19 protein-coding genes are annotated in these 19735 nt (G+C 63.5%); 10 read left to right on the top strand and 9 right to left on the bottom strand.

Annotated features, from left to right (window positions below):
- Nucleotide 1: 1 nt before the first annotated feature.
- From M2375_RS15440 to M2375_RS15415, 6 genes are all read right to left on the bottom strand, one after another.
- Nucleotides 2–1237 (bottom strand): tetratricopeptide repeat protein, encoded by a 1236-nt coding sequence (locus M2375_RS15440; RefSeq protein WP_259168714.1) that lies wholly within the window; start codon nt 1235–1237, stop codon nt 2–4.
- Nucleotides 1234–2895 carry a DUF4384 domain-containing protein gene (locus M2375_RS15435; RefSeq protein WP_259168712.1) on the bottom strand — a complete coding sequence of 554 codons (1662 nt, stop codon included), beginning with the start codon at nt 2893–2895 and terminating at the stop codon, nt 1234–1236. Before M2375_RS15435 ends, M2375_RS15440 begins: the two co-directional genes overlap by 4 nt.
- A gap of 205 nt (nt 2896–3100) precedes the next feature.
- Complete coding sequence (locus tag M2375_RS15430) at nt 3101–3436, bottom strand: hypothetical protein (protein ID WP_259168711.1); 336 nt, start codon at nt 3434–3436, stop codon at nt 3101–3103.
- A gap of 166 nt (nt 3437–3602) precedes the next feature.
- Nucleotides 3603–3902: a hypothetical protein gene (locus M2375_RS15425; protein ID WP_259168710.1), complete on the bottom strand. Its 300-nt coding sequence runs from the start codon at nt 3900–3902 to the stop codon at nt 3603–3605.
- Nucleotides 3903–4020: 118 nt separating this feature from the next.
- A complete protein-coding gene (locus tag M2375_RS15420; RefSeq protein WP_259168709.1) occupies nt 4021–4434 on the bottom strand; it encodes a hypothetical protein in 414 nt (137 codons plus the stop codon).
- Between the two features lie 433 nt (nt 4435–4867).
- Nucleotides 4868–7060, bottom strand: coding sequence for a malate synthase G (locus M2375_RS15415; protein WP_259168708.1), 2193 nt, complete (start codon nt 7058–7060; stop codon nt 4868–4870).
- Between the two features lie 391 nt (nt 7061–7451).
- On the opposite strand from M2375_RS15415, the gene M2375_RS15410 reads away from it, so the two are divergent.
- On the top strand, nt 7452–7811 hold the full coding sequence (locus M2375_RS15410) for a hypothetical protein (RefSeq protein WP_116926246.1): 360 nt from the start codon (nt 7452–7454) through the stop codon (nt 7809–7811).
- A gap of 330 nt (nt 7812–8141) precedes the next feature.
- Nucleotides 8142–8501: a hypothetical protein gene (locus M2375_RS15405; RefSeq protein ID WP_259168706.1), complete on the top strand. Its 360-nt coding sequence runs from the start codon at nt 8142–8144 to the stop codon at nt 8499–8501.
- A gap of 94 nt (nt 8502–8595) precedes the next feature.
- On the opposite strand, the gene M2375_RS15400 is transcribed toward M2375_RS15405, so the two are convergent.
- Nucleotides 8596–9282 carry a response regulator transcription factor gene (locus M2375_RS15400; RefSeq protein ID WP_259168705.1) on the bottom strand — a complete coding sequence of 229 codons (687 nt, stop codon included), beginning with the start codon at nt 9280–9282 and terminating at the stop codon, nt 8596–8598.
- A gap of 142 nt (nt 9283–9424) precedes the next feature.
- Nucleotides 9425–10675 carry a PAS domain-containing sensor histidine kinase gene (locus tag M2375_RS15395; protein ID WP_259168703.1) on the bottom strand — a complete coding sequence of 417 codons (1251 nt, stop codon included), beginning with the start codon at nt 10673–10675 and terminating at the stop codon, nt 9425–9427.
- A 164-nt stretch (nt 10676–10839) separates the two neighbouring features.
- On the opposite strand from M2375_RS15395, the gene M2375_RS15390 reads away from it, so the two are divergent.
- The 8 genes from M2375_RS15390 to rpoN all read left to right on the top strand — a co-directional run bounded on the left by M2375_RS15390 (nt 10840) and on the right by rpoN (nt 18703).
- Entirely contained in the window at nt 10840–11766 is a 927-nt protein-coding gene (locus M2375_RS15390) for a LysR family transcriptional regulator (RefSeq protein WP_259168702.1), read from the top strand.
- A gap of 4 nt (nt 11767–11770) precedes the next feature.
- A complete protein-coding gene (locus M2375_RS15385; protein ID WP_259168701.1) occupies nt 11771–12217 on the top strand; it encodes a DUF2214 family protein in 447 nt (148 codons plus the stop codon).
- A 41-nt stretch (nt 12218–12258) separates the two neighbouring features.
- The gene (gene argS / locus M2375_RS15380; protein WP_259168700.1) at nt 12259–13968 is read left to right on the top strand and encodes an arginine--tRNA ligase; all 1710 of its coding nucleotides are present in this window, start codon (nt 12259–12261) and stop codon (nt 13966–13968) included.
- A 26-nt stretch (nt 13969–13994) separates the two neighbouring features.
- Entirely contained in the window at nt 13995–14699 is a 705-nt protein-coding gene (locus M2375_RS15375; RefSeq protein ID WP_259168699.1) for an SPOR domain-containing protein, read from the top strand.
- 56 nt (nt 14700–14755) lie between these two features.
- On the top strand, nt 14756–15400 hold the full coding sequence (locus M2375_RS15370; RefSeq protein WP_259168698.1) for a thiol:disulfide interchange protein DsbA/DsbL: 645 nt from the start codon (nt 14756–14758) through the stop codon (nt 15398–15400).
- A gap of 112 nt (nt 15401–15512) precedes the next feature.
- Nucleotides 15513–16166: a lipopolysaccharide transport periplasmic protein LptA gene (gene lptA, locus M2375_RS15365; protein WP_259168697.1), complete on the top strand. Its 654-nt coding sequence runs from the start codon at nt 15513–15515 to the stop codon at nt 16164–16166.
- Nucleotides 16167–16189: 23 nt separating this feature from the next.
- Nucleotides 16190–16966 (top strand): LPS export ABC transporter ATP-binding protein, encoded by a 777-nt coding sequence (lptB, locus tag M2375_RS15360; RefSeq protein WP_404979335.1) that lies wholly within the window; start codon nt 16190–16192, stop codon nt 16964–16966.
- A gap of 105 nt (nt 16967–17071) precedes the next feature.
- On the top strand, nt 17072–18703 hold the full coding sequence (rpoN, locus tag M2375_RS15355; RefSeq protein ID WP_259168694.1) for an RNA polymerase factor sigma-54: 1632 nt from the start codon (nt 17072–17074) through the stop codon (nt 18701–18703).
- A 74-nt stretch (nt 18704–18777) separates the two neighbouring features.
- On the opposite strand, the gene M2375_RS15350 is transcribed toward rpoN, so the two are convergent.
- Entirely contained in the window at nt 18778–19701 is a 924-nt protein-coding gene (locus M2375_RS15350) for an aspartyl/asparaginyl beta-hydroxylase domain-containing protein (RefSeq protein ID WP_259168693.1), read from the bottom strand.
- Nucleotides 19702–19735 lie beyond the last annotated feature (34 nt).

The following is a 19735-nucleotide window of genomic DNA, read 5'->3' as shown; positions in this document are numbered from 1 at the left end:
GCTACGGGGACAGCGGCGCGTTGTGGCTGAGGTTGGAGGGCGGCATGCGCGGGGCATGCGCGGGAACGGGAACCCCCTCGTTGGGCGCCACCTGCTCCTGCGAGAGCGGTGGGCTGTTGGTATCCATCGAGACGTTGGCATCTGCATCTGCATCGCTTGCAGGCGCCTGCGGCCAGGCAAAGGGCTGCTGGCTCAGTTGGGCGAGCGGGTCAGCCACGCGTTGGGGGCGGTCGGGCGGGGCGCTGGGGTGCTTTTCTTCGACCTGCAAGGCAACGGCATTGATGCGCGCGGCCAGCTCTTGCATCCATGCCTCGTCAATCACCGGCTGCTTGTCGTTGCTGCGGCTGAAGATCAGCGCCAGAAACTCGCGGGCCTTGGATGAGCCCGCATCGGCGGCGCGCCGGTAGTACTGGATGGCGGTGGCGAAATTGCGCTGCACGCCGCGCCCCAGGTGGTAGCGGTAGGCCAGCTCCAGCAGTGCATTGGCATTGCCTTCATCGGCGCGGGCGCGCAGCCGGGCGAGTTGCTCGGAGGTGTTGGCGCGCTGGTAGCTGGCGATGCGGCCCAGGTTCTGTGCCGCCGTCTGGCTGCCTTTGGCCTGGGCTTGGGCATACAGCTCCTTGGCGTCGTTCATGCGGCCTTCCAGCTCGCGCTCCACGCCCAGGTCATTGAGCGCCATGGCATCGCCATCGCGCGCGGCCTGCTCCAGCAGCAAACGGGCCTGCTGCATGGCCTTGGGGCCGGTGACCTTGCGTTCAACCAGGGACAGCAGGTAGGTGGCCTTGCCCAGCTGGGCATCGGCGGCGCGCTGCAGCCACTGGCGGCCAAGGGGTACATCGCGCACACCGCCGGTGCCGGTGCCCAGCATATAGCCCAGCGCAGCCATGGCCCGCGCATCGCCTTGCGCCGCGGCCTGGCCCAGCCACTGGCGGGCCTGGGCCCCGGCTTGGGGCAGGCCGGCGTTCTGGTAGTAGTACATGCCCAGCTCGAACTGGGCGCTGCTCTGGCCTTCCTGCGCTTGCTGGCGCAGGGCCTGCAAGCTGGCATCGCTGCGCTGTGCCGGCATGCGTATCGAAGAGCCGGAGGCGGGCGCCGCTGGCGCCTGGCTGCTGCCGGCATCGCCGGGCCCGGCGGAGGGCAGCACAATGGCGGCCCAGCTGGCGCAGGCCTGCAGCAGCAGCCCGCTGGCAAGGGTGGCGATGCCAGCCAGGCGGCTGGTGCGAACAAGGCACTTCATCGTTGCTTTCCGCGCCGCGCCGGTGCGGCGGGCGGGGCGGGGACCACGGCGACGGGGCCTTCCACCTCCCAGCGCAGCTGCGACTGGGCGATGACGCCGGTCTGCGCGGCGATCTGCTGCTGCACGGCCTCGATGGTACTCACCCCTTCGATGGGGGCGAGCTGGGCCTGGGTCAGCGCCACAGGCACGCGGCCGGTCAGCGGCTTGGCGGTTTGGGCGCAGTAGACCTGCTCCACCCCGGGGCGGGCCGTCTCGATCAGGAAGGAGTTGGCCTGCGATACATCGGGCACCATCAGGCCCATGCGGCCCTGGGCCACCACCGCCTGCTGCTGCGGGTTGGGGTAGACCTGGGTGACCACCTGGGCGGCATCTTGGTAGTAGCAGTAGAGAAAGCCGGTGCGCACCGGTGCCACGCGCAGCACCACCGAGCTGCCCACCGGCAGCAATGATTCCTTGTGGCCGAGCAGGGACAGGGTCAGTGCATCGCTGGTGGTTTCGTTGTCAGGCAGGCCGTGGGGGCGCGGCTGCAGCGCATTGCTTTGCGGCGAGTAGCTGGAGGCGATCTTGTCATCGGCCGACATGCCGGCATACAGGCGCAGCAAGCCCATATAGGTCTCGAAATTGACGACACCTACGGGGGTCAGATCCAGCGATGCCTGGTAGAGCGCCAGTGCATTGCGCAGCGCAGTGGAGTCCGTGCCATCGATGGGGCCGTTCCAGGCCCCTTCGGCCTGCAGCACGCGCTGGGCCAGGTTGATGCGGTCGGCAGCGCCTTGCTCGTCAAACCAGGTGCGCATCTGGCGCTTGAACTCGGGGTGGTTCTGCTCGTAGTCAATGCATTCCCAGTACGGCACCTTGGCCCATTTGCCCACCAGCTCGATGGTGGCCAGATCGACCAGCAGGCGCACGGCGGCGCCCGCGCCCTGGTTCACGTCGGCAGCCACTTCGTACTGCACACCCAGGCGGTAGATGTGCTTGGGCAGGCCGGTGGCGCGCCCGCCAATCTCGACCGAGCGGCCGCCGGTGGCGACCACCAGCTCATTGGCCGAATCCAGGCCGGGGTAGAGCGTGCGGGAGTTCATATCGCCCAGGTGCAGATCCAGGCCGACGACCGTGCCCAGCAAGTCCCAGCTGTAGCCGGTGTCGGTGCTGGCGGTGGAGACCCCCAGGCTGCTGCGCTTGGAGACCACCGTCTTGTCGCCAAAGCTGATGGCGCCCGAGACGTAGATCTGCGGCTTGCGCAGCTCGATCTGGCCGTTGTTGAGCAGCAGGCTGGTCATCGTCTGCACGGTGTCCTGCTTGAGGGCATCGATTTCATAGTCCACCACCCGGAACGCCTGGCTGGTGCGCGACATGCGCGACAGCGCGGTGATCACCATCTCCTTGGTGCCGGTGGAGAAGAGCCCCGAGGGATCGGGGATGCTCTTGACCGCGACCAGGGTGGAGGGCACCTGCTCGGCGGCCAGCATGCGGTCCATGCAGGCCAGGCCTTCGCGCATGGCCGATGCGGATTTGGTGGGCGTGACCAGGGGCGACTGTTCGGTGATGCCTTTTTCGATGATGTCCTTGCGGTCGGACAGGGTGGGCTGGATGCTGCAGGCAGACAAGGCCAGCACGCAGGGCGCGAGGGCCAGGCGGCGAATCGATGAAAGGTGCATGGTGGTTATTCGTTATGGCGATGGTGGGGCTGCGCCTGCGGCGGAGTTGCCGCTGTGGCCAGCGTCCTGCCGGGCTCCCTCGTCCCGGGGTGGCGGCGCAGAGTTTTCAGTCTCTGGCACAGAAACCATCGTGTTTATTTGCAGAGGTTGATCAAACGTACGACAAGGCTTGGCAACGAGGTATCAAGGGTTGTGTTCACCACGCTTATTTGCAGATGTTGATCACGGAGCCTCGTACGACGGTCACCTGGTCGGCATTGCCTGCGCCATAGCGGTTGCCGATGCCGGCAGTGCCTTCATTGATCTGCGGCGCCGCACCGACGCTGGTGTTGCAGTTCTTGCCCGAAGGGCCGGTGACCATTTCCCGTTCGATGGTGGAGCGGGAGTCCTGCTCCGTCAGGTAGTTGCGGGCCATGGCGTTGCTGACTTTGTTGCGCGAGGCCGGATCGAGCCCGCTGCGGCCTGCAGGCGGCTTTTGTTGCGCCTGCGCTGCGGCGCTTAGCAGGCAGAGAACCCATACTCCGACATAGCTGGCTTTCATGCGCAGTCTCCTTGAGCAACCCTCTGCACAACGCCCTGCCCGGGTTTGAATGCGGCCGCATCCCTGTCCCGAGGCGAAGGCTTTGCAGAGGATCTTTTTTTGAGTGGCTGACCAGAGAATGCGCTGTGTGCGCATTCTGTGGCCAGCGCTGATGAAGGGTGGGGGATTACTTGCCGTCGTTGGAGGCGAGGTTCTGCTCGGCCTTGGTCATCGCGCCGATGGCCATATTGGCGACAGCACCGTTGGTGACCGAGACTTCTTGCTTGTTATTGCCACCGATATTCACATTGCCTTTGTTGGAGGCCAGGTTTTGCTTGGCCGTGGCACCGGCGCCAATGGCCATATTGGCCACTGCGCCGTTTTTCACGGTGACCTTCTGGTCATTGTTGCCTTTGATCTTGACTTCCGCTTGTGCGGACAGGGCGATAGCGGAAACCGAAACCAGAACTGCGAAAAACTTCTTCATAAAAATCTCCTCTTTACTGAAAGAATATGGTGCATTTACTGTGTATGCACCTCTGCAGTCAGCTCCCCATGTCGGAGAAACCGAACCGTTCATCAACGTGCAGCAGCATGGCGCCCTGCTACCGTCCGCCAATGTTCACTACGCTGCGCATGCCGGCGCCGGTGGCCTGATTGACCACGGGCCCACCGACCGAGACGACCTGGCTGCCGCTGCCGACGCCGCCATTGCGCGAGGCAATATTCAGTTCGCTGTAGGCGCCGAAACTGGCCATGTTCGCGACCACGCCATTGACCGAGGTCACCTGGTTGTTGCCGCGTATGTGCCGTATGTTCTTGTTCGATGAGATATTCATCACCGCATGCGCTGCCGGGCCGGAGATATTGACCACGCCGCCATTGACCACGACTTGCTGGTTGTTCTGTGCGAGTACCGAGGCACTCAGGCACAAGCCCGCCCACAGCAGCAGGTGGCGCGGTGCTGCCAACGCATGCACCAAGGTCGGTGGGTGATGGGGAATGGATTGATGGCCCATGGTCAATATCTCCTTGCCGATAGACGAAAACTTGCTAAGGCGTGTTTTTAACTGCTGACGGGTGCAGAGAGATGACGATATGAAACCGGGTGAATCATGAATATTTCATGACATGGGAAATATTTGGTAGCAAGTAGATTTGGTTTTAATAATTTGCCTATAGAAAAACAATATGTGCGTAACAAGCGGATTACAAAAGAGCTTATAAATTTGATAAATGCGTCGAGCATTCTTTACAAACACCTGCAATTTGGCGATGTGCTTTACCTTTGTGGTTTGTTTTTACGAATAAGTAAAAAAGCCCACCCAAAGTGGGCGGGCGCAGAGCCAGGCTAGCCGAGTTGCCATAAAAAAGAGAGCAGCCCCTGGGGACTGCTCTCGGTGTGTGGCGGGTCGGCCAAGCGCTGGGCCTGGCACCCTTGGGGCGCGATTTTTAGGCGCCGGCCTTGACCTTCAGGCGCCAGGCGTGGAGCAGGGGCTCGGTGTAGCCAGAGGGTTGCGCCTTGCCCTTGAACACCAGGTCCAGTGCCGCCTGGAATGCAGCGCCCTGGGGGTTGGCCACCAGGCTTTTGTAGGCGGCGTCACCGGCGTTCTGCCCATCGACCACCTTGGCCATGCGGGCGAAGCTGTCACGCACCATGGCCTCGGTCACGATGCCGTGCTGCAGCCAGTTGGCAATGTGCTGGCTGGAGATGCGCAAGGTGGCGCGGTCTTCCATCAGGCCCACGTTGTGGATGTCGGGCACCTTGGAGCAGCCCACGCCCTGGTCGATCCAGCGCACCACATAGCCCAGAATGCCCTGCACGTTGTTGTCCACTTCCTGCTGCTTCTCGGCGTCGCTCCAGTTCGGGTTGGTGGCCACGGGCACTTGCAAGATGGCGTTGAGCAGATTGTCGCGCTCAGTGTCGGCGCTGGTCTTTTCCAGCTCCTTTTGCACCTCGGCCACATTCACCTGGTGGTAGTGCAGCGCATGCAGGGTGGCGCCGGTGGGCGAGGGCACCCAGGCGGTATTGGCGCCGGCCTTGGGCTGGGCAATCTTCTGCTCCAGCATGGCCTTCATCAGGTCGGGCATGGCCCACATGCCCTTGCCAATCTGCGCGCGGCCGCGCAGGCCCATGCTCAGGCCCACCAGCACATTGCTCTTTTCATAGGCGGGCAGCCAGGCACAGGTCTTCATGTCGGCCTTGCGCACCATGGGGCCGGCGTACATGGCGGTGTGCATTTCATCGCCGGTGCGGTCCAGAAAGCCGGTGTTGATAAAGGCCACGCGTGCCGGTGCTGCGGCAATGGCGGCTTTCAGGTTCACCGTGGTGCGGCGCTCTTCGTCCATGATGCCCAGCTTGACGGTGTTGGCCGGCAGGCCCAGCATCTGCTCGACACGGCCAAACAGCTCGTTGGCAAAGGCCGCTTCAGCGGGGCCGTGCATCTTGGGCTTGACGATGTAGACACTGCCGGTGCGGCTGTTGCGGATACCCTGGGCGGCCTTGCCCTGCAGGTCGTGCATGGCGATGGCGGTAGTGACCACCGCGTCCATGATGCCTTCAGGGATCTCTTGGCTCTCTGCGCCCCAGAGGATGGCGGGGTTGGTCATCAGGTGGCCGACATTGCGCAAGAACATCAGCGAGCGGCCATGGAGCTTGAGCCGGTCGCCATTGGCTGCCGTGTACTCGCGGTCGGGGTTGAGGCCACGGGTCACCGTCTTGCCGCCCTTGTCGAAGGACTCGGTCAGGCTGCCCTTGAGGATGCCCAGCCAGTTGGCATAGCCGTTGACCTTGTCTTCGGCGTCCACGGCCGCGACCGAGTCTTCCAGGTCGAGAATGGTGGACAGCGCCGCTTCCAGCACCACGTCAGACACACCAGCCGCATCGCTGCTGCCAATGGGGGTGGCCTTGTTGACGATGATGTCGATATGGATGCCATGGTTCTTCAGCAGCACCGACGTGGGCGCGGCGGCATCGCCTTGGTAGCCAACGAACTTGGCGGCATCCTGCAGGCCGGTCTTGCTGCCGTCCTTGAGCGAGACGGCCAGTTGGCCGCCTTCGACGCTGTAGCCGGTGGCATCGGCATGCGAGCCCTGGGCCAGCGGCGCTGCCTGGTCGAGGAACTGGCGGGCAAAGGCGATGACCTTGGCGCCGCGCGCGGGGTTGTAGCCCTTGCCCTTTTCTGCGCCGCCGTCTTCGCTGATCACATCGGTGCCATAGAGCGCGTCATACAGCGAGCCCCAGCGGGCATTGGCCGCATTGAGCGCGTAGCGGGCGTTGAGGATGGGCACCACCAGCTGGGGGCCAGCTTGCACGGCCAGCTCGGAGTCCACGTTTTCGGTGCTGGCCTTCACGTCCTGGGGCTGTTCGACCAGGTAGCCGATCTGGGTCAGAAACGCGCGGTAGGCCGGCATGTCGGTGATCGGGCCGGGGTGGGCCTTGTGCCAGCTGTCCAGCTCGGTTTGCAGGCGGTCGCGCTCGGCCAGCAAGGCGGCGTTCTTGGGGGCCAGGTCGTTGACGACGGCCGCAAAGCCTTGCCAGAACGCAGCGGGCTCGACACCGGTGCCGGGCAGGACATCGGTGTTCACAAAGTCGTACAGGGCATTGGCCACTTGCAGGCCGTGGACGGTGGTGCGTTCAGTCATGGTGTCTACCTTTCAATACTTAACAAGTGCAGGCGCGCGGGCGCACCCATCAGCACACTTTATTCCATACCCCTCATGGCAATCAATCCATTAAAAACACTTTGATATATGACTTTTATGGATGTAATCAAGGGCTGCTAGCGCCTTGTGCGGGAGAGTTGCTTCGACTCTTTGAATGATCTTGTTCGTCATATCTATATATCAGGCCACGCTGGAGGCGCGGCTGATGGATGCGCTGCTACTGCGCGCATAGCACAACCGTTGCCGAAATGCGGCATCCCGTCAGAAAAAGCGCACAAAGCTTGATAAAAATCAGATCTGATCAGATACAATCATTTTCAACGGGGTGCGGTAATTTTCCACGAGCCTCCGTCTTTCTCAGGAGTGTTCCATGGCGAATTTGACCGACAGCTTGAATGATCTGATGTCTCTGGACGGCGCTTTGTGCGCAGCGGTTGTGGATTACAACAGCGGCATGATGCTGGCGAGCGCCGGCACGGGCGTGGACATGGAACTGGCCGCTGCCGGCAACACCGAAGTGGTGCGCGCCAAGATGAAGACCATCAAGGCCCTGGGCCTGAACGAGAACATCGACGACATCCTCATCACCCTGGGCAAGCAGTACCACATCATCCGCCCTTGCTCGCGCCTGGCCGGCATCTTTGTGTACTACGTGCTGGACAACAAACGCGCCAACCTGGCGCTGGCACGCCGCAAGGTCACCGACGTCGAAAGCGCAATGACCATGTAATGCCGGGCTGGCCCCCGGGCCAGCACTGCTGCAGCGCCTGCGCCGCCTCACCACCTGCTTTGGCGGGACGGTGATGCGGCGTTTGCGTCGTAAATAACATACGCTTTGTTACGATTTCCAGGGCATATGGTCGTACCTGCTTTTGGCGATTTATCAAGCCAGTACAAGCAAGTGCGCTATCTAAATCGCAGCTTCCCATGTCTTTTTGTCCGCCGTGGGTGACAGCCGTGTGCAGGGAATGATTGCTTTGATCAGAAGTGACTTATTAGAATCATCTATACCTTTATAAGGTGGTAGTGGTTGATCTAGGTCACATAGATTGGAGTAGATATGGCAAATCTGAACGACAGCTTGAACGAGCTCATGACGATGGACGGTGCCCTGTGCGCTGCCGTGGTGGACTACAGCAGCGGCATGATGCTGGGCAGCGTAGGCAGCGGCGTGGACATGGAACTGGCGGCTGCCGGCAACACCGAAGTGGTGCGCGCCAAGATGAAGACGATGAAGGCCTTGGGCCTGAACGACAACATCGACGACATTCTGATCACGCTGGGCAAGCAGTACCACCTCATTCGCCCATCGCAGAAGCTGGCCGGCATCTTCGTCTACTACGTGCTGGACAAGGCCCGCTCCAACCTGGCGCTGGCGCGCCGCAAGGTGGCCGATGTGGAATCGAACATGAGCATGTGATTGCGCGCTGGCGCCATCGACGAACGGGCCTGCTGGCCCGTTTTTTTGCGCCTGAAACGTGCTGGGGGCAGGCCGCCTGCGCTGCGCCAGCCGCTCAGGCCGACACCAGCGGCGCGCGGAACTGGTAGCCCACTTTTTGCTGGGATTGCAGCGGCACCGCCAGCGGCGTGGCTTTTTCAATGCGCCGGCGCAGGCGGTAGATGGTGGCGTGCAGGCTGTTGTCGGACTCGGTGGCGGTCGGGTAGCCCAGCAGCTCGCGGATCTGGTCGCGGCCTACGACGGCGCCCTGGGCCTTGAGAAAGCACTGCATCAGCATCAGGTCGGTGGGGCTCAGATCGACGCTCTGGCCGTCGGGCGCCATCAGCAGGCTGCGGTGGCTGTCGAGTTTCCAGGCCGTGGCGATCTGGGCGGTGGTCATGATGCGGCGGTGCACAGCGCGCACGGCCAGCTCCACCTGCTCAAAGGTTACGGGCTTGGTCAAATACATGTCGGCGCCGGCGTTGATGACTTCGGCAAACACCTCCGGCCCCAGCCGGCCCGAGACGATGAGCACGCCTGCCTGGCTGCGTTTGCGCAGTATGCGCAGCAGCTCGGTGCCGTTGACGCCGGGCAGCATCAGGTCCAGCACATAGAAATCAAAGCGGTAGGGCTCGATGTCGGCGAGCAGGTCGCTGCTGTCGCTGTAGACCTGAACCTGAACACCCTGGTTGCGCAAGTGTTGGGCCAGAAATTCGCTGTATTCGGGGTCATCGTCGACCAGGGCGAGCGTGGCGGGAAGCATGGTGTATCCGTGGAAGTAAGCGGTCGGTCAAAAGGCCTGAGAAGCGGGCGTGCCGAGCGGGGCGCGCCGAGCGGGGTCGCGCTGAGCGGGCGGGGCGCTTCTGCAGGGGCAGGGTGCGGGCGCCAGGCGCCTCCGTGGGTGTCTAGTCATCGAGTCCTTGGGGCAGCTCTATGCGCATGATGGTGCCGTGTGGCTGGCGCGGCAAGGCCTGCACCGTGCCCTGGTGCAGTTGCACCACCGAACGCACAATGAACAGGCCCAGGCCCGCACCGGCCCGGTGGCGGTGCTCGGTGCCGCGCGTGCCTTTGTCGAACAGGCGCGGTCGCAATGCCTCGGGGATGCCGGGGCCTGCATCGATCACTTCGATGATAAGCGCCAGCGGGTCGTCGCAGTCGGCCAGGCGCAGCAGCACCGGGCTGTCTGCCGGGGCGTAATTGAGCGCGTTGTTGAGCAGGTTGCGAATGGTCAGCCGCATGAGGGCCGGGTGCAGTTGCACCGTGCGGGCCTCGGCATCCCAGACCACCTGGATGCGGGGCCGGGCGTCGGCGGCAATGTCATGCAGTACCAGGTTGACCAGGGTGGGCAGATCGGTATCCGACGATGCGCCCGCGCGCCCGCCCACGGCCAAGATGGTGCCGGCCGCCAAGGTGTTGTCCAGGGTGCCGATGACCTGTTGGAGCACATGCTCGGCGCGCAGCAAGGCCTTGGTGGCCGGGGTGGTCTGGCTCAGCTGCAGGTCGGCTATGGCGGACATGGTCGCCTGCATGGCGGCCGATGCGTTGTTCAGCGGTTGGCGAATCTCATGCGAGAGCAGCTGCAGCATCTCGCTGTGCTCGGCCAGCATGGCCGTGCGCCAGTCCAGCAAGGTGCGCAGTTTGAGCAGCTCGCCTTTTTCTTCGGTGCGCTCCAGGTCGGTGGAGGACAGGGCTGCCAGCTGCGCGCGCAGGGCATCGGCTTGGGCGGCATGGGCGTATTCAGCGCTGCAGTCCTGCATCAGCATCAAGGTGCCCTGGCTGCTTTTGCTGCCGTTGGCGGCGGGCCAGAGGTGGGGCGAGAGGCTGACGCGGCGCCAGGCGATCTGGCCGTGCACATCGGTTTTGCAGGTGTCGAACTGCTGGCGCTGGCCTTGGGCGGCGTTGTGCAGCGCCTGCAGGTGCTGCTGGGCAAAGTCGGGTGGCAAGGCCTCGTCCAGCTGCTGGCCGACGATGCCGGTGGCCGGCACACCAAACCATTCGCACCACTGCGGCGTGGCCAGGCGCAGGCGCTGGTCGCGGCCCCAGTAGGCCATGGCGACGGGGCTGCTGCCGAACAGGCGCAGCAGCTGTGCGGGGGCAAACCAGAGCGCATCGGCGCTGGAGGAGGTGCTGGGAGACGGCGTGGGAGCTGGCGGCATAGGGGAGGGAGCGCGGGAAAATGGCAGCTGTCAAGGATGCCGCAGCGGGATATGCGCTTTCAAGCGCCCGCCCGGCGGGTGCCCCGATGATAATAGGCTGTTGCCCAACGAGCGCGTCGCACAGGCGTTGCAGCGCTGGCTTTGCATCTTTTCTGTGTTCTGGTATGGACCGCCTCAAGCAGCTCGAATCCTTTGTCGCCATTGCCTCGCGCGGCAGCCTTACCGCTGCAGCCAAGGCCGAAGGCGTGGCCCCGGCCATCATGGGCCGCCGGCTCGATGCGCTGGAAGAGCGCTTGGGCGTCAAGCTGCTGGTGCGCACTACCCGAAAGCTGACCTTGACCTATGAAGGCACGGCCTTTTTAGAGGACTGCCAGCGTCTGCTCGCGGAGCTGGCCAGTGTGGAGGCCAGCGTCAGCGCCGGGGGCATCAAGGCGACAGGGCATTTGCGGATCACCGCGCCTGCCGGTTTTGGCCGCCGCCATGTGGCGCCCCTGCTGCCGCTCTACCATGCACGCCACCCCGAGGTGAGCGTCTCGCTGAACCTGAGCGACCGCCTGGTGGACCTGGCCGGCGAGGGCTATGACTGTGCCATCCGTGTTGGCGATCTGCCCGATTCATCGCTGGTGAGTGTGCGGGTGGCCGACAACCGGCGCCTGTGCGTGGCCACGCCGGAGTACCTGCGTCGCCGGGGTATTCCCCGCCACCCCAGTGAGCTGAGCCAGCATGACTGCCTGACCTTGTCGAGCGAGGCCTCCCAAACGCGGGGCTGGGCCTTTCGCATGCCGGCCGCAGCAGGCGCCAGCGAGGTGGTCTACCTCAAGCCCGGAGGGCCGCTGGATTGCTCAGACGGCCAGGTGCTGCATGACTGGTGCCAGCAGGGCTGGGGCATTGCCTGGCGCAGCACCTGGGAAGTAGAGGCCGAGATTGCCGCGGGCCGACTGGTGGAGGTGCTGGAGGATTTTGCTGCACCGCCCAATGGCATTTATGTGATGTTTCAGCAGCGCAAACACCTGCCGCTGCGGGTGCGCTTGTGGATCGATTTCGTCAAGCAGCACTACGAGCGCGCGGATTTCTGGAAAAAAACGGAGTAACACGATGACCTTGGAAGCAGTTCTGTCCTGCCTGCATTTGCTGGCTTTGTTGACGATGGTGGTTTTTCTCTCCAGCCAGGCGGCGCTGTGTCGTTCTGAATGGATGAATGCGGCCGTGGTGCAGCGCCTCGCGCGCCTGGACCTGGTCTATGCCTTTGCGGCGGTGGCGGTGCTGGCCACCGGCCTGCTGCGCCTGTTTCTGGGTGCCAAGGGGGTGACCTGGTATGTCAGCCAGCCGCTGTTTCACCTGAAGATGAGCTTGGTGGTCGTGGGCGTGGTGCTGTCGCTCAAGCCGACAGCCGTGTTCCGCCGCTGGTTACGTCAATTGCGCGACAATGGCGCTTTGCCTGGGGACGCCGAGGTGCGCGCCACGCGCAAATGGGTCATGTGGCAAGCCCATCTGATTCCCGTGATCGCCGCCGTCGCCGTGTTTTATGCCCGGGGCTGGTAAACCGGCCTGGCGCTGGTAACTGCTTCGTCTAAGTTTCAAATATGTTGCAAGTCAAAAAAGATTTGCTCGCAGTGCTTGCTGCCGAGCTCGATACATTGTCCCCTGGCGCCGGTAGCCGCGCGGCCTTTGAAACCCCTAAGGTCGCCGCGCACGGTGACTTTGCCGTCACCGCCGCCATGCAGCTGGCCAAACCGCTCAAGGCCAATCCCCGTGCACTGGGCGAGCAGCTCAAGGCGGCGCTGGAGGCATCGCCCGTCTTTGCGCAGTGGGTGGCTGCGATCGAGATCGCCGGCCCCGGCTTTTTGAACCTGCGCCTCAAGCCCGCTGCCAAGCAGCAGGTGGTGCAGGAAGTGCTGGCTGAGGCTGAGCGCTTTGGCATGCAGCCGCAGCGCGACGAGAAAATCATTGTCGAGTTCGTCTCGGCCAACCCCACCGGCCCGCTGCACGTGGGCCACGGCCGCCAAGCCGCGCTGGGCGATGCCATCTGCAGCCTCTACGCCACCCAGGGCTGGGCCGTGCACCGCGAGTTTTACTACAACGACGCAGGCGTGCAGATCGACACCCTGACCAAGAGCACGCAGCTGCGCGCCAAGGGCTTCAAGCCCGGTGACGACTGCTGGCCCACCGACAGCGACAATCCACTGGCCAAGAACTTCTACAACGGCGACTACATCGGCGACATTGCCCAGGCCTTCCTGGCCAAGCAGACCATCAAGGCCGATGACCGCGCGTTCACCGCCAATGGCGATGTCGAGGACTACGACAACATCCGCAATTTTGCGGTGGCCTACCTGCGCAACGAGCAGGACAAGGACCTGCAGGCCTTCAACCTGAAGTTCGACGAGTACTACCTCGAATCGAGCCTGTACCAGAACGGCCATGTGGACGAGACTGTCCAACGCCTGATCGCCAGCGGCCACACCTACGAGCAAGATGGCGCGCTGTGGCTGCGCACCACCGACTTTGGTGACGACAAGGACCGCGTGATGCGCAAGTCCGATGGCACCTACACCTACTTCCTGCCCGATGTGGCCTACCACACGCAGAAGTTTCTGCGTGGCTACGGCAAGGCCGTCAACATCCAGGGCACGGACCACCACGGCACCATCGCCCGCGTGCGCGCCGGCCTGCAGGCCGTGAACGTCGGCATCCCCAAGGGCTATCCCGACTACGTGCTGCACACCATGGTGCGCGTGGTGCGGGGCGGTGAAGAGGTCAAGATCAGCAAGCGCGCGGGCAGCTATGTGACTTTGCGCGACCTGATCGAGTGGACCAGCAAGGATGCCGTGCGCTTTTTCCTGCTCTCGCGCAAGCCCGATACCGAGTACACCTTCGATGTGGACCTGGCCGTGGCCCAGAACAACGACAACCCGGTGTTCTACGTGCAGTACGCCCATGCGCGCATCTGCTCGGTGCTGCGCGGCTGGCAAGAGCAGGGCGGCGCTGGCCTGCCGGCCTTGTCCGGTGTGGATCTGAGTGCGCTGCAGGGCCCCCAGGCCCAGGCGCTGATGCAGATGCTGGCCCAGTACCCCGAGATGCTGACCAACGCCGCCGACGGCAATGCGCCGCACGATGTTACGTTCTATCTGCGCGATCTGGCTTCCGCTTACCACAGCTACTATGATGCAGAGCGTATCTTGGTGGATGACGAAGCCACCAAACTGGCCCGTCTGGCACTCGTGGCAGCGGTCGCGCAGGTGTTGCGCAATGGCCTGGCTGTGCTGGGTGTGAGCGCCCCAGAGCGCATGTGATTTTGCGAAAAAAGGTAATAACTGCAATGCGACGACATCAACGTGGTGGAACCATCCTGGGGCTGATCCTGGGGCTGCTGGTGGGCGTGGGCGCGGCTTTGGCCGTGGCCGTTTACGTCACCAATGTGCCGGTGCCGTTTGTCAACAAAGGTGGCGTCAAGGGCGAGGCCAAGGACAAGGCCGAGGCGCAGCGCAACCAGAACTGGGACCCGAACTCGCCGCTGTACGGCAAGAACCCAGCGCGTGCGCCGGCTGCAGCCGCACCGGCAGCGCAAGGGGTGGTGGTGCCCGAGCCGCCGCGCACGGTGGCCGACAACGCCAGCCCGCCGGTGGAGAACAAGCCTGCCAAGCCTGAAGTGGTGCTGCCCGATCCGGCCAAGCCCGCTGACAAGCCTGCAGACAAGACCCAGGTCGCCAAGCTGGACCCCAAGGCCGGCCAGGGCGCTGACCCGCTGGGAGACCTGGCCAAGTCGCGCAGTGCCGATGGCACCGACGGCTTCCAGTACTTTGTGCAGGCCGGTGCCTTCCGCACCCAGACCGATGGCGATGCACAGCGCGCCAAGCTGGCGATGATGGGCTGGGAAGCCCGCGTCAGTGAGCGCGAAGTCAACGGCCGCACGGTATACCGGGTGCGCGTAGGCCCATTCAACAAGCGCGATGATGCCGACGGCCTCAAAGGCAAGCTCGATGGCGCCGGCGTGGACGCGCAAATCGTTCGCGTACAGCGTTGAACTTTTGGCGGTACAGGGCACTCCTAACCGCAACTTGTCACTGGAGTTAACAAAACATGAAACGTCGTGAGTTTTCCACTTTGGCGGCTTCCGCTACCGCTGCTTCCGCACTGAGCCTGCCTTTCGCCACCGGCGCCAACGCGCAAGCCAAGTTCAAGGAAGGCAAGGACTACATCAAGCTGGCCAAGCCGGTCACCCCCGATGTGCCCGCTGGCAAGGTCGAGGTCATTGAGTTCTTCTGGTACAGCTGCCCGCACTGCAATGCCTTCGAGCCGCAGTTTGAAGCCTGGGCCAAGACCGCCCCCAAGAACCTGCAGATCCGCCGCGTGCCCGTGGCCTTCAACAACACCTTTGTGCCCCAGCAAAAGATCTACTTTGCGCTGGAGTCCATGGGTCTGATCCCTGACGTGCATGTCAAGGTCTTCCGCGCCATCCATGTGGAGCGCCAGCGCCTGAACAAGGACGACGAGATCTTCGCCTGGATGGACAAGAACGGCGTGAACCTGGCCAAGTTCAAGGAAGCCTACAATTCTTTCAGCGTGGCTGGTCAAGTGCGCAAGGCCACCCAGCTGCAAGAGTCCTATGGCGTCGAAGGTGTGCCATCCTTGGGCGTTGCTGGCAAGTACTACACCGACGGCACCCGTGCCGGCTCGATGGGCAATGTGCTGCAGGTTGTCGAGTTCCTGGCTGCCCAGGGTTGAGCGGACGCGCCCAACGCTTGCGATGAAGCCCGCCAACGCGGGCTTTTTTGTGCTTCAAACGGTTCAACGCCCCAGCATGGCTACAATGGGGCAGAGCAAGATTCATGCCTTTATGAGACACCGTATTTTTACATCCTTGTTGGTAGCAGCGGCGCTGGTAGTGCCGCTGTTGTCGCACGCCGAGCGTGCTGACCGCACCAAGCCCATGAACATTGAGGCGGACGATGGCCGCCACGATGAACTCAAGCAGACCAGCGTCTTCACGGGCAATGTGGTGGTGACCAAGGGCACCATCATCATCCGTGGCGCCCATCTGACCGTGAGCCAGGACCGCGATGGCTTCCAGCACGGCGTGGTGACGGCGGCCCCGGGCAAGCTGGCCTTTTTCCGCCAAAAGCGCGATTCCGCGCCCGGCGCGCCCGACGAATTTGTCGAAGGCGAAGGCGAGGTCATCACCTATAACGGCCGCGATGACACCGTGCATTTTGAGCGCCGTGGCGAGCTGCGGCGCTACCGCGAGACCACCTTGACCGACCAGGTCAGTGGCCCGCTGATCACCTACAACAACCTGACCGACACCTTCACCGTGGTCGGCCAGAAGGGTGCCCAGGCCAGCGATCCCAAGCCAGGTGCTGCGAAAAACGGCCGTGTGCGCGTGATTCTGACGCCCAAGGCCGACGACAAGGCCAGCACCCCGCCCAAGCCTGCCGCCGATGACAAGACGCCATTGCGCCCCGCCACCCAATTGAACGACGGAGCCAAGTAACCGTGGCAGAGAACTCCTCGACCATTTCCGTCAATGCCCGCGTCGCCAACAGCGACCAGCGCAGCCAGCTGGAGGTGTTGCACCTCGAGAAATCCTATGGCAGCCGCAAGGTGGTCAAGGATGTGTCGCTGTCGGTGCGCAAAGGCGAGGTGGTGGGTTTGCTGGGCCCCAATGGTGCCGGCAAGACCACCTCGTTCTACATGATCGTGGGCCTGGTGCGTAGCGATGGCGGCGATATCCGCATCGATGGGCAGTCGGTGGCCAATATGCCGATCCACCAGCGCTCGCAACTGGGCCTGTCTTATCTGCCGCAAGAGGCATCGATCTTTCGCAAGCTCAGCGTGCAGGACAATGTGCGCGCCGTGCTGGAGCTGCAAAAGGACGAACAGGGCAAGTCCCTGCCGCGCGCCGAGGTCGATCGCCAGCTGACGGCGCTACTGCAGGAGCTGCGTGTGGAGCACTTGCGCGAATCGCCTTCGGTGGCCTTGTCCGGTGGCGAGCGCCGCCGCGTCGAGATCGCCCGCGCGCTGGCGACCCAACCCCGTTTCATCTTGCTCGACGAGCCCTTTGCCGGTATCGACCCGATCGCCGTGATCGAGATCCAGCGCATTGTCGCCTTCCTCAAAGAGCGCGGCATCGGCGTGCTGATCACCGACCACAATGTGCGCGAAACCCTGGGCATCTGTGACCACGCCTGCATCATCAGCGACGGCAAGGTGCTGGCTGCAGGCACGCCGCAAGAGATTGTGGAGAACGCCGAGGTGCGGAGGGTCTATCTGGGTGAGCACTTCCGCATGTGACAGCGCACGCCCGCAACGGCGTGCCAGACCCGATGCCGCCCAGCCCCGCTGGGACGTGCTGCCATGCCTGCCTGCGGGCGCCGAGGTGGGCGCCGGAGCCCGGCCATGATGCCCTCGCTGTCACTGCGCGTATCGCAGAGCCTGACCCTCACGCCCCAACTGCAGCAATCCATTCGCCTGCTGCAGCTGTCCACGCAGGAGCTGACGCAGGAAGTCGAGCAGATGCTCGACGAAAACCCCTTCTTGGAGCGGGACGGCGACGAGCCGCCTGAGACCGAGCGCAGCGCCGATGAGCGCCCTGGCGAGGCGGCGGAGACAGCCGACACCGCAGAGCGCACGGAAAAAAGCAGCGAAGCCCCCGCCAGCACCGAGCTGGCCAGCAGCGCCAGTGATTTTGAGGCGGGTCCTGCGGACTCGCCCCTGGATTTTGGCGCGGGCAAGGAGACGGGCGTGGACGCCGAAGCGGCCACCGGCGACTCCGCCTCGGACTGGGAAGAATGGGGCGGTGATCTGCCCGCGCGCTCGAGTGCCGGCGCCAGCGATGACGACGATGAGTCACCGCTTTCCGACCGGCGCTCCGAACACCTCAGCTTGCAAGATGTGCTGCACCGCCAGGCCCTGTCCTTGCGCCTGTGCCCGGAAGACCGGGCGGCGCTGTACTTTCTGATCGAATCGCTGAACGACGAGGGCTACCTCGAAGAGACCCTGGCCGAGCTGGCGCAAAGCTTTGGCGACGCCAGCGATCCGGAGCGCTACGAAGCCCTGCTGCACCACCTGACCGTGGCCTTGCGGCTCCTGCAAAGCCTGGAGCCCATTGGTGTTGGTGCGCGCAACCTGTCCGAATGCATGGTGCTGCAGATCAAGGCCCGGCAGCGCCTATTGGATGAAGAAGGCTCGGACGCGCCTGAGGCCGATGCCCTGGCGCTGGAGACCGCCTTGCTGGTCTGCCAGGAATCGCTCGATCTGCTGGCGCGCCGCGATGTGCGCAAGCTGATGCAATTGACCGGCTGCAGTGATGCAGCGGTGCGCTGTGCGCTGGCCCTGATTGCCAAGCTCGAACCCCGGCCCGGCCGCCCTTACGCTGATGTGGACCGCAATGCCATCATTCCCGATGTCATCGTGCGCCCCAGCAATGAGCGCGGTTTGCCCGTGCCCGGTTTCAGTGTGCAGCTCAATGCCGAGGTGATGCCGCGCCTGCGCGTGCAGGATGTCTATGCCAACGCCTTGCGCAGCCACAAGGGCAGCGAAGGCCATGGCGCGCTGCAGCAGCGGCTGCAGGAGGCGCGCTGGTTCATCAAGAACATCCAGCAGCGTTTTGACACCATCTTGCGGGTCTCACAGGCCATCGTCGAGCGCCAGCGCAATTTCTTTGTCCACGGCGAGCTGGCCATGCGCCCCATGGTGCTGCGCGAGATTGCCGACGAGCTGGGCCTGCACGAATCCACCATCAGCCGCGTGACCACCGCCAAGTACATGGCCACGCCCCAGGGCACGTTTGAGCTCAAGTACTTCTTCGGCTCGGGCCTGGGCACCGAGACCGGCGGCAGTGCGTCGAGCACGGCCGTGAAGGCGCTGATCAAGCAATTGCTGGACGAGGAAAGCGCCAAGAAGCCGCTGTCGGATGCAAAGATTGCCGATCTGCTGCAGGCCCAAGGCATTGAATGCGCGCGCCGCACCGTGGCCAAGTACCGCGAGGCCATGCGCATCCCGCCCGCAAGCTTGCGCAAGGCGCTGTAGCCCAAGCCACAGCCGCCATCAAAAAACCGCAGCTGCCTGGGCACTGCGGTTTTCTGCTGGTGGAGGGTGCCGGTTTACTGCGGCCACAGCCACCAGATGAACAAGGCCAGAGCGGCCAGCATCAGGCCGAACTTGGTGAACTTGTAGGCCGTCTTGTTCCAGGCCTTGAAGCGGCGGCGGTACTGGCCCATGTAGAACGAGATCTTGAAGATGCGGCTGATAAAGCCGCGTGGATCACCTTCGTTGTTGGGGGAGCTGGCAGCGGCCACCACATGCGTGCCCAGCCAGCGGTTGAGCCACCGCGCAAAGCCATTGGTCATCGGGCGCTCCACATCGCAGAACAGCACGATGCGGTTGCCCTCAGACCGGTTCTCGGCCCAGTGCATATAGGTCTCGTCAAAGATCACGCCTTCGCCCTCGCGCCAGCTGTAGGCAGTGCCATCGACCTCGATCATGCAGCGGTCATCATCGGGCGCCAGCACCGCCAGGTGGTAGCGCAGCGAGCCCGCATACGGGTCGCGGTGCAGGTTGAGCTTGGCGCCGGGCGGCAGCTCGGCAAACATGGCGGCCTTGATGCCGGGGATGGACTGCACCAGCGCACTGGTCTTGGGGCACAGCTCCATCGCCGAGGGGTGGGCCTGGCCGTACCACTTGAGGTAAAAGCGCTTCCAGCCGGTCTTGAAGAAAGAGTTAAAGCCCGCATCGTCGTTGTTGGCCGCTGCCTTGATCTGCATGGCTTGCTGCAGGCCGATGGCCTCTTCGCGGATCTCGCGCCAGTGGGCCTGCAAAGGTGCCAGATCGGGGAAGGTGCTGGTCGGCAGATAGGGCGTGCGCGGAACCTTGCTGAACATCAGCATGAACACATTGAACGGCGCCGTGAAGGTGGAGTGGTCAAACAGCTGGCGCAGCAGCTTGTGCCGCACCTTGCCACGCAGGTGCATGTAGAGGCCGCAACCCAAGAAAAGCAGCACCAGGGCCAGAACGATGATTTTTGCCATAGACAGCGATTTTAGCGACTGTGCTGTGCATCGG

The sequence above is a fragment of the Comamonas sp. BIGb0152 genome (assembly GCF_024809975.1).
Lineage (GTDB): Bacteria > Pseudomonadota > Gammaproteobacteria > Burkholderiales > Burkholderiaceae_C > Comamonas.
This window is presented reverse-complemented; position numbering and strand designations above follow the sequence as displayed.

Bases quoted from the DNA above. Each gene is read 5' to 3' on its own strand.
- M2375_RS15440 (WP_259168714.1), bottom strand. From the start codon at position 1,237: ATGAAGTGCCTTGTTCGCACCAGCCGCCTGGCTGGCATCGCCACCCTT.
- M2375_RS15435 (WP_259168712.1), bottom strand. From the start codon at position 2,895: ATGCACCTTTCATCGATTCGCCGCCTGGCCCTCGCGCCCTGCGTGCTG.
- M2375_RS15430 (WP_259168711.1), bottom strand. From the start codon at position 3,436: ATGAAAGCCAGCTATGTCGGAGTATGGGTTCTCTGCCTGCTAAGCGCC.
- M2375_RS15425 (WP_259168710.1), bottom strand. From the start codon at position 3,902: ATGAAGAAGTTTTTCGCAGTTCTGGTTTCGGTTTCCGCTATCGCCCTG.
- M2375_RS15420 (WP_259168709.1), bottom strand. From the start codon at position 4,434: ATGGGCCATCAATCCATTCCCCATCACCCACCGACCTTGGTGCATGCG.
- M2375_RS15415 (WP_259168708.1), bottom strand. From the start codon at position 7,060: ATGACTGAACGCACCACCGTCCACGGCCTGCAAGTGGCCAATGCCCTG.
- M2375_RS15410 (WP_116926246.1), top strand. From the start codon at position 7,452: ATGGCGAATTTGACCGACAGCTTGAATGATCTGATGTCTCTGGACGGC.
- M2375_RS15405 (WP_259168706.1), top strand. From the start codon at position 8,142: ATGGCAAATCTGAACGACAGCTTGAACGAGCTCATGACGATGGACGGT.
- M2375_RS15400 (WP_259168705.1), bottom strand. From the start codon at position 9,282: ATGCTTCCCGCCACGCTCGCCCTGGTCGACGATGACCCCGAATACAGC.
- M2375_RS15395 (WP_259168703.1), bottom strand. From the start codon at position 10,675: ATGCCGCCAGCTCCCACGCCGTCTCCCAGCACCTCCTCCAGCGCCGAT.
- M2375_RS15390 (WP_259168702.1), top strand. From the start codon at position 10,840: ATGGACCGCCTCAAGCAGCTCGAATCCTTTGTCGCCATTGCCTCGCGC.
- M2375_RS15385 (WP_259168701.1), top strand. From the start codon at position 11,771: ATGACCTTGGAAGCAGTTCTGTCCTGCCTGCATTTGCTGGCTTTGTTG.
- argS (WP_259168700.1), top strand. From the start codon at position 12,259: ATGTTGCAAGTCAAAAAAGATTTGCTCGCAGTGCTTGCTGCCGAGCTC.
- M2375_RS15375 (WP_259168699.1), top strand. From the start codon at position 13,995: ATGCGACGACATCAACGTGGTGGAACCATCCTGGGGCTGATCCTGGGG.
- M2375_RS15370 (WP_259168698.1), top strand. From the start codon at position 14,756: ATGAAACGTCGTGAGTTTTCCACTTTGGCGGCTTCCGCTACCGCTGCT.
- lptA (WP_259168697.1), top strand. From the start codon at position 15,513: ATGAGACACCGTATTTTTACATCCTTGTTGGTAGCAGCGGCGCTGGTA.
- rpoN (WP_259168694.1), top strand. From the start codon at position 17,072: ATGATGCCCTCGCTGTCACTGCGCGTATCGCAGAGCCTGACCCTCACG.
- M2375_RS15350 (WP_259168693.1), bottom strand. From the start codon at position 19,701: ATGGCAAAAATCATCGTTCTGGCCCTGGTGCTGCTTTTCTTGGGTTGC.